9 protein-coding genes are annotated in these 6,180 nt (G+C 50.6%); 4 read left to right on the top strand and 5 right to left on the bottom strand.

What is annotated here, in order from left to right; translation table 11 throughout:
- Window positions 1-190 precede the first annotated feature (190 nt).
- From ACN0UH_RS19280 to ACN0UH_RS19265, 4 genes are all read right to left on the bottom strand, one after another.
- A complete protein-coding gene (locus ACN0UH_RS19280) occupies window positions 191-553 on the bottom strand; it encodes a hypothetical protein (RefSeq protein ID WP_417663573.1) in 363 nt (120 codons plus the stop codon).
- Window positions 554-789: 236 nt separating this feature from the next.
- Complete coding sequence (locus tag ACN0UH_RS19275; RefSeq protein WP_417663572.1) at window positions 790-1,338, bottom strand: hypothetical protein; 549 nt, start codon at window positions 1,336-1,338, stop codon at window positions 790-792.
- The gene (locus tag ACN0UH_RS19270; protein WP_417663571.1) at window positions 1,292-1,933 is read right to left on the bottom strand and encodes a hypothetical protein; all 642 of its coding nucleotides are present in this window, start codon (window positions 1,931-1,933) and stop codon (window positions 1,292-1,294) included. Before ACN0UH_RS19270 ends, ACN0UH_RS19275 begins: the two co-directional genes overlap by 47 nt.
- Window positions 1,896-2,870 carry a zinc-binding alcohol dehydrogenase family protein gene (locus ACN0UH_RS19265; protein ID WP_417663570.1) on the bottom strand — a complete coding sequence of 325 codons (975 nt, stop codon included), beginning with the start codon at window positions 2,868-2,870 and terminating at the stop codon, window positions 1,896-1,898. The genes ACN0UH_RS19270 and ACN0UH_RS19265 overlap by 38 nt, the downstream gene beginning before the upstream one ends.
- Window positions 2,871-3,074: 204 nt before the next feature.
- Between ACN0UH_RS19265 and ACN0UH_RS19260 the strand changes: the two genes are divergently transcribed.
- From ACN0UH_RS19260 to ACN0UH_RS19245, 4 genes are all read left to right on the top strand, one after another.
- Window positions 3,075-3,704 (top strand): CGNR zinc finger domain-containing protein, encoded by a 630-nt coding sequence (locus ACN0UH_RS19260; RefSeq protein ID WP_417663569.1) that lies wholly within the window; start codon window positions 3,075-3,077, stop codon window positions 3,702-3,704.
- A 306-nt stretch (window positions 3,705-4,010) separates the two neighbouring features.
- Complete coding sequence (locus tag ACN0UH_RS19255) at window positions 4,011-4,886, top strand: alpha/beta fold hydrolase (RefSeq protein ID WP_417663568.1); 876 nt, start codon at window positions 4,011-4,013, stop codon at window positions 4,884-4,886.
- A 238-nt stretch (window positions 4,887-5,124) separates the two neighbouring features.
- Window positions 5,125-5,622, top strand: coding sequence for a YkgB family protein (locus tag ACN0UH_RS19250; RefSeq protein WP_417663567.1), 498 nt, complete (start codon window positions 5,125-5,127; stop codon window positions 5,620-5,622).
- A gap of 42 nt (window positions 5,623-5,664) precedes the next feature.
- A complete protein-coding gene (locus tag ACN0UH_RS19245) occupies window positions 5,665-5,922 on the top strand; it encodes a DUF2790 domain-containing protein (RefSeq protein ID WP_417663566.1) in 258 nt (85 codons plus the stop codon).
- Between the two features lies 1 nt (window position 5,923).
- Here the strand turns inward: ACN0UH_RS19245 and ACN0UH_RS19240 are convergent.
- A partial coding sequence (locus ACN0UH_RS19240) for a hypothetical protein (RefSeq protein ID WP_417663565.1) occupies window positions 5,924-6,180 on the bottom strand: 257 nt, incomplete at its 5' end.

Below are 6,180 nucleotides of genomic sequence, written 5' to 3'. Positions count from 1 at the left end.
TTTGCTACTTCAAGGTCACAGCGGTCATGGATCCATGATTTTTTCAGTAGTTCACCAACGAACAAGTGTTCTATTAGCTTCTCGCGGTACGTTGAATTTTCTGTGTGCTTGCTCATTTCGTCCTTGGGCTCAAAGGCACCAGCAATTGCTTTGTCTGACCAGCAAGGCGATCGCCGTGGATCGCTTATTGCTAAGCTAGGTGCTCTGCAACCAAGGCAGAGTGCTTAATCTTCGCGTTTGTTGCTGTCGTGGTCTTGGTTGTCGTCTCAACAGACATTATTAGTTTGTAATGCCCGTTGTAGACCCTCCTTTTGAAAGTCTGGTGCAGCTTCTCAACGAAACATTGGGCCAATTCTACGCTGTCCAAGTAGAGCGTTTTGTAGGTAAGCCTACCGCTAGGGGACGCATAGAGACCCTTAACGATTTCGTTATCGCCGTAGTGCTGATTTTGCAAATTGGCGGGTACAAGTCGATGTGGAACCTCGACCTTTACCGTCGCGTACTCGACCACGGACTTGTTCGGAAAGTCGCCAGCTTTACGCAGTTCACTCATTGGAAACCCTCCTGAATAGAGAAAAACCGTGGCCAGTAGCGTAATTCATGACCATCACTATTCACATATGAAGGTTGCATATCTTTGAACCTATGGAGAATAGACAGCAATCCGGTATAGCCGTTTTCGTCGACTCTGAAGCATTCCATATGCAACTCCCGGAGGTTGTCGACAGCAGAGGAAGAGCTTAGCTCTTCCTCTGTATGTGCCGCAGGGTTACTAATGACGACGGACAGTTATCGCGGATTAGCAGCGTCGGCAACCGCTTGCACAACTGCTGCCTGGGCAGCTCCAGCGAAAGTAACAGGCATTGAGCCAAGTCGAAGCTGATTCATCCTTTCAAGGGTTTCCACAATGGTGCGGACGAGGTTCGGATCGTAGTCATCTCTGTCAGCCTCTTCGTGAATACCTTTGTTTAGATACGTCCATACGTTCGATTGAACCGGAACGCCTATGACGTCTCCAAGCCCCTGAGCGACGCCTGGCTTGTCCTGATGCACGAATGTTCTGGCGTCATCGAGCCGTTTTTTCAAAACCTCGCAGAGATTTCTCAGATTTGGCTCCGCCCCGCGGCCAGCTACCGGCAGGGTTATTACACCGAGGTCGTTCTTGCCGAGCCACTTCCAAATCTTGTCCGTAAGCATTTCAAGAGCCTGCCTGGATGCGCCCAATGCGTTGCGCCAGTCCCCAATGCCCAAAGCGGCACGGGCCTGCTGCAGATAGTTGAAGATGTTCTCGTTACCTCTTACCCGCGGCCGGTGATCCCCTAGTAGTAAGCCGTCCATTGGCCCTCTCGACATGATTCTGCAGATCCTTAATGAATTCGCTGCTGTGGTGCGTGACGATAATTTGAGTTGCTGCGAAGAGATCGCTCTGGAAAATCGCCTCTCTGATGCCTTCACGGTTCTCGGTGTCAATCGCGTTGACCGCATCGTCAAAGATGATCGTCGGCGCCTGAATATGCAGTGCCTTTGCAAGATGGATTGCAACGCCCAGGCAACGAACACGCCCCTCGCTGAGGACGTGCAACGCATCTATCCTGGTCTCTGGAGCAGCGTGAAACACCAGCCCTATGCGCTCGTCTTCGTTGTTTGGCAAATAAAGTGCCGCTAGCTTGTCGCCGTCATGATCGCGTCTATTGAACTGGTTGTAGATCTCCAGAGCGACAGTGTTAAGCCCCGCTATGAGCGTACCGGGCAGCTCTGATTTGAACTGCCTGAGTAGCCTCAAGAATTCGTCATAGGCCGCTTTAATGCGTCGACCGAGTGCTAGCTGCACTGCCTCTTGCTGCACAGCAGGGATGAGCGCTGCGTTTGCTTGGTCAAAGTTGGCAATTGTCTGTCTAGCTAAGTACGACGACCATCTTTCCTGCGGCTTCATTTGCTTCCATCACGCGATGCGCCTCACGAATGTCTTCAAACTTAAACACCCGCGTTGGTTTGACATCCAAGCGCCCTGCTGCAGCCTCTTCGGCAATTGCTTGCAGCGGCACATCGGAGAGCGGAAAGTCATGCTCGCCAAATACAAAACTTCCAAAAAATGTCAGGTAAACACCACTAGCCATCTGCAACAGCGGATTGAAATCGGTGATTGGATCAAGACCTCCTAACCATCCAGCCAAACACACTCGTCCACCACGGCGCACTATCGCCAACGAGTCGACCACGGTGCTGTTTCCAACCAGATCCAAAACTGCATCAAATGTTTTAATCCCGTCGATGCGCTTCGACAATTCTGGGCCTTCCAGCTCAACAGCCGATGCGCCAAGATCCTTGAGCATTTGTGTGCGCTTCTCACTGCGTGTTGTCGCAATAACACGCACCCCTGCATTCACAGCCAGCTTTACCGCCGCCTGACCGAATGAGGATGTAGCACCTCGAATAAGCAGCGTCTGAGCTTTTTTTATTTCGAGACTGCGAAACAGACACGTCCAAGCAGTTGCGTAGGTTTCAGGGATGGCGGCCAGCTCCGCCCATGGAAGATCGGCATTTATAAGCGCCACGTTGGAGACGGGAGCTCGGGTGTACTGCGCGTAACTACCGTTGATTGTCCTGCCAAGCCCGCCCATAAGGGCCGCGACTTTAGCGCCCACCGGGAACTCTCCTCCCGGGCAAGATTTAACAATGCCTACACATTCGATGCCGCTCACAGGGGCTGCCTCAGCCCACTCGCCACATCGCATGTGCATTTCAGCGTGGTTAACACCAAACGCCTTGATCTCAATAACAACGAATCCATCATTCTCTTGCGGCTCCGGAATATCTCGATAAACCAAGCTATCCAGGCCACCAAACTTTTCTAGCACGATCGCTTTCATGAGAGTCTCCTTTCAGGGCCTTAAAGGCGCTGTATCAAAATCACTTGCTTGATAGTGCAAAAAGAGTGGTGACTCGCTCTAGCGGACATTAATCGAGTAACCCCTCTACTTGAAAGCTGGAGGTTAGCCACAAGAAAGTAACTTGTCAAAACTATTTTGGATGGTTACTATCGCCGACATATCAATGTCCTTAGCGAGCCTCAAATGTCCTCTACGTTGACCGTCCCTGCGATTTTCGTCGCAGATGCCCCAGCCTTGGATTTCCTGAACTCAATAGCGACGCCGGTCGATGAAGAAATTGATTGGCTCGCAGACGCCCACGGGTTACTAGACTGGCTTGGCCAAACCGGCTGGGTTAAACAGGACACCTTGAAACACATTGCTGAGGATGCAATGCATGCAGAGCTGGAGGTCGTTGCCGCACAAACCCGAGCTCTACGCGACTGGTTCAGAAGCTTTGTGTTGAAACATCAAGGAAAACCGTTATCAGCGGAAGCTATGGATGAACTTACGACCCTCAACCGGCTACTCGACAGGGACGAGAAATTTACCCAGATAACCGTTTCGGAGCAGAACCCTACCCAGCTTAACCTCCAGCAAATCAGGCGCTGGAGAGCCCCAGACTCGCTACTAATGCCAATTGCCGAGGTGCTGGCTCGATTCATTTGCGAAGAAGATTTTTCCGATATCAAAAGCTGTGAGGGCGCCCGTTGCACGCTGATGTTTGTTGACCATACGCGGGGGAAAAAACGCCGCTGGTGCAGCATGGCTGTTTGCGGTAATCGGGCTAAAGCAGCGGCACACCGCGACCGCAAAAAATACTCCGACGAATAACCCGCCCTCCAAGCCTCTGTTTATAAACGCCTGCTCAGCCAGGCGTTTTCATTCCAACCTAATGATCACTACAGCTGACGCTTTTCGGCCTTTCTAGCGATCATGATATCCAGCCTGTAAGCACCCTCCCTGACTTCGTGTTGCATACAGAACAGCCTCGCCAGTTGTTCTGCATTTGTCATGCCCGGAACAAAAACAATCTTTTTAAGTAACCCTTTAAATAACATTTGACAGGTTACTATTTACATGCAAACCTTTACTACGTAAATGCATTGCCTATCCCGAATACGACTAGAGGAAACAGCCATGAGTACTGCAAGCACAGCCACAGCGTTGATCACCCACAAATTCGTCGAGGCAGATGGGGTTCGAGTGTTCTACCGAGAGGCCGGAGATCAAAACAAGCCGACCATGCTTTTGCTCCACGGCTTCCCAAGTTCGTCTCATCAGTTCCGCCAACTCATCCCTTTGCTATCGGCCCATTACCACATTGTCGCGCCTGACTTGCCGGGGTTTGGGTTCACAGAAATTCCTGAGTCACGTAACTACGTCTACAGCTTCGACTCGCTCGGCAAAACGCTCGGGGAGTTCGTTGACGCGCTGGGACTGAACTCGTACTCAATGTACGTGTTCGATTACGGCGCGCCGGTGGGGCTGAGACTGGCCTTGCAGCATCCCGATCGGGTTACCGGCCTGGTAAGCCAGAACGGTAATGCTTACTTGGAGGGTTTGGGTGATGCATGGGCTCCGATCAGAGCCTATTGGGAAGAGCCAACCTCAGCGAATCGGCAGGTGATCGCTGATGCTGTTTTGAATCTCGAAGGCACGCGGTGGCAGTACGTGCATGGAGTGGATCGTCCAGAGTTGATTGCGCCTGAATCGTACACTTTGGATACCTTGTTGCTTGAGCGGCCGGGAAACAAAGATATTCAACTCGATCTGTTTCTCGACTACGCCAACAACCTCAAGCTATACCCAGAATTTCAAGCCTATTTCCGCACCCACAAGATTCCTACCCTGATCATCTGGGGTAAGCACGACCCATTTTTTATTCCACCAGGTGCTGAAGCTTTCAGTCGCGATAACCCGCAAGCAGTTGTCGAGCTTTTGGATACGGGTCATTTCGCGCTTGAGACTCACGTCGAGCATATTGCCGGGCGAATTATCGAAGTCATCCGCTGAGGACTAGGTTAGCGCCATGGAGGGCGCTCATAGCCACTTGTACCGATCTTACAAAATGATCCTTTAAGGCATCTTTTATGGACTTTTTAGCCTTATAGGTATTAACACAAACCCACATGATTACGTCATAGACGAAAGCCAACTGATTTATGGAGTTTCCAATGTTAGCTACCAAGATTTCTTCAATTAAGAACGTCGACAACGACAAAAATTGGTTAATTGCCACAGGGAAAAAGCCATGAACTATCTAATAGAACTACTTTCCCGCTCGGGCCTGCTCAAGCGTGACCTCGATTACAACCTACTGCGCACCGCGATGGTGATCATCTTCGTGTGGTTCGGGTACGACAAATGGTTCGAGGCAGAAATCATAGATTTGCTTCCACTCATCACTAATGGCCCATTCGTATCCTGGACGATCCCAGTCTTGGGAACAAAAGGCACGAGCATTTTTCTAGGTGCCTCTGAATGGACTTTCGGCACGTTACTTTTCTTAGGTTTCTGGAATAAGAAATTAGGCGTGTTAGGCGCTCTCGGCTCATGCGCCACCTTCATTAGTACCATCACGATTTTGCCATTCGCTCCAGGAGCATGGCACGAAGGTGCCGGCGGGTTTCCAGCGATGACAATAGTTTCAGCATTCCTTTTGAAAGATCTGGTTCTGCTGGTTGTGTCTATCTACCTGCTCAAGCAAGACGTGACCCGGGTGATTGATGCCAAAAGCACAGTTGCCTAGTTACCTGAACACAACCCTTTAATGAACTTTGGAGTGACCGATATGAAAGCAACCATCGCCCTCGCAGTAACAGTACTGAGTTTGGCCCCAGCCGCCTTTGCCGGTACCAGCAACTACGCCCATATCGAACCCGATCAATACAGCTATGACACCAATCTGGATGTGGCAAAAGTGATCTCACTGACCGATGTCATCAATGAACTGGGCGTGGCTCCAGTGACCATGGTCTACAAAGACAGCAAAGGCGATGTGCACAAGGTGCAGTTCCTGCAACTTGGTGGCCAAAACTCATCTGATTAAGCTATGACTGAACACAAAACCGGAAGCTGAACGACAGACGTTCAGCTTCCGGTTTTTTATGCCTGTTTTTTGGCTGTGAGAGCCATTTAGAGAACTCCTGAAAAAGACTGCCTAGCTTGGCAAAGTTTTGGTCAGGAAATGAGTAACGCCCATCCAGGCCTTGAGCGTTCCAAAGGGGGGTCATGTAGTGGTCTAATGAAACCGGACACCCATTTAGGCGAGAATACTCGTCAGAACGAGGTGTCATATGACCAAGCA

Origin of the sequence: Pseudomonas sp., from assembly GCF_048265905.1 — a bacterium.
Classification (GTDB): Bacteria; Pseudomonadota; Gammaproteobacteria; order Pseudomonadales; family Pseudomonadaceae; genus Aquipseudomonas.
Note: the sequence above shows the minus strand (reverse complement) of the source record. Positions and strands in the feature narration are given on the sequence as shown.